This is a genomic window from Loigolactobacillus backii, from assembly GCF_003946275.1.
GTDB classification, from domain to species: domain Bacteria; phylum Bacillota; class Bacilli; order Lactobacillales; family Lactobacillaceae; genus Loigolactobacillus; species Loigolactobacillus backii.
The window spans coordinates 1-1332 of record NZ_RHNQ01000137.1; the positions used below are offsets into that span (position 1 = coordinate 1).

Sequence of the window (1332 nt, forward strand, 5' to 3'; positions counted from 1 at the left end):
GGGAGTGTACAATATTTTGTGTAAATAGTAATTGAAAAGGGAAGACCTTCCCCGTATGATTAAATCGCCAAACATAATCAACGGAGGCCTTCCCCATGGATCAGTTTAACAAAGAAATCGTCCAAACACTACTAGCTCAAGGAAATTTAAAGGAGGTTTTTCGTACTCAATTGGAGAAAACAGTCAACAGCCTGCTTCAAGCTGAACTGACCGCAATTTTAGGCTACGATCCATATGATCGCAGTGGCTTCAACAGCGGTAATTCCAGAAACGGACAGTACTTTCGCCAAATAGCTTCCGAGTATGGAAAACTAAATATTTGTGTGCCCCGTGACCGTAATGGTGAATTCAAAGCAGCACTTATTCCATCCTATACGCGCCGGGTTGATGCCCTAGAAGAAATGGTTCTCAAGCTCTACGAAAAAGGGATCACAACACGTGAAATTGCCGATCTCATTGAGAAAATGTATGGATCGCACTACTGCGCAACCACAATCTCAAACATGACCCAGGTCGTCGAAGGGCAAGTTGCGGCTTTTCATAAGCGTCATTTTACTGAGTCAAGCTTCGTTTGTCTCTTCATCGATGCGACTTATCTTCCGCTCAGACGAAAGACGGTTGAACGTGAGGCGGTCCATATCGCGATTGGCATTACAGCAAGCGGTGAGAAACAGATCCTTGATTACCAAATCGCTCCAACTGAGAATGGTGAAGTTTGGTCAGAATTATTAGGTGGACTTGTAAAAAGAGGTATCAGCAACGTCCAACTAGTCATCGCTGACGGAATGGTGGGCCTTGAATCAGCACTTGAAAGAAGCTACCCACAGGCAAAGTTTCAGCGTTGCCTCGTTCATATGAGTCGTAATATTTTCAAAAAAGTACGTGTTAGTGACCGACAGGCCGTTATGTCTGAATTCAAGCAGATCCATCAAGCAACGACCAAATCTGAGGCACAAGCGATTCTGGCCACCTTTATTACACACTGGGCACCTAGCTATTCTAGAATGACGAAGCACTTAGCGGAGACCAAAAATCTGCTTACTTTCTTTGATTTCCCGACAAGTATTAGAGCCTCGATCTACTCAACCAATCTTATTGAATCTTTCAACAAATCAATTAAGCGAAAAACCAAAGTGAAAGAACAATTTCCAAATGAAGCTGCGTTGGATCGTTTCCTAGTCACACAGATGTTGGCCTACAACGATAAGAACTTTGGTAAGTCTCATCGTGGTTTCAAACAATGCCAAGATACATTAGAATCAATGTTTTGAAATTGGTTATTTAATCGTGCGAATAAGAGTTACTCATTTACACAAAATTATTGACACTCTC

1 protein-coding gene is annotated in these 1332 nt (G+C 42.3%); it reads left to right on the forward strand.

What is annotated here, in order from left to right:
* Positions 1-95: 95 nt before the first annotated feature.
* Positions 96-1271 carry an IS256 family transposase gene (locus EKM61_RS11905; protein WP_068377165.1) on the forward strand — a complete coding sequence of 392 codons (1176 nt, stop codon included), beginning with the start codon at positions 96-98 and terminating at the stop codon, positions 1269-1271.
* Positions 1272-1332: the final 61 nt, after the last annotated feature.

Bases quoted from the DNA above. Each gene is read 5' to 3' on its own strand.
- EKM61_RS11905 (WP_068377165.1), top strand. From the start codon at position 96: ATGGATCAGTTTAACAAAGAAATCGTCCAAACACTACTAGCTCAAGGA.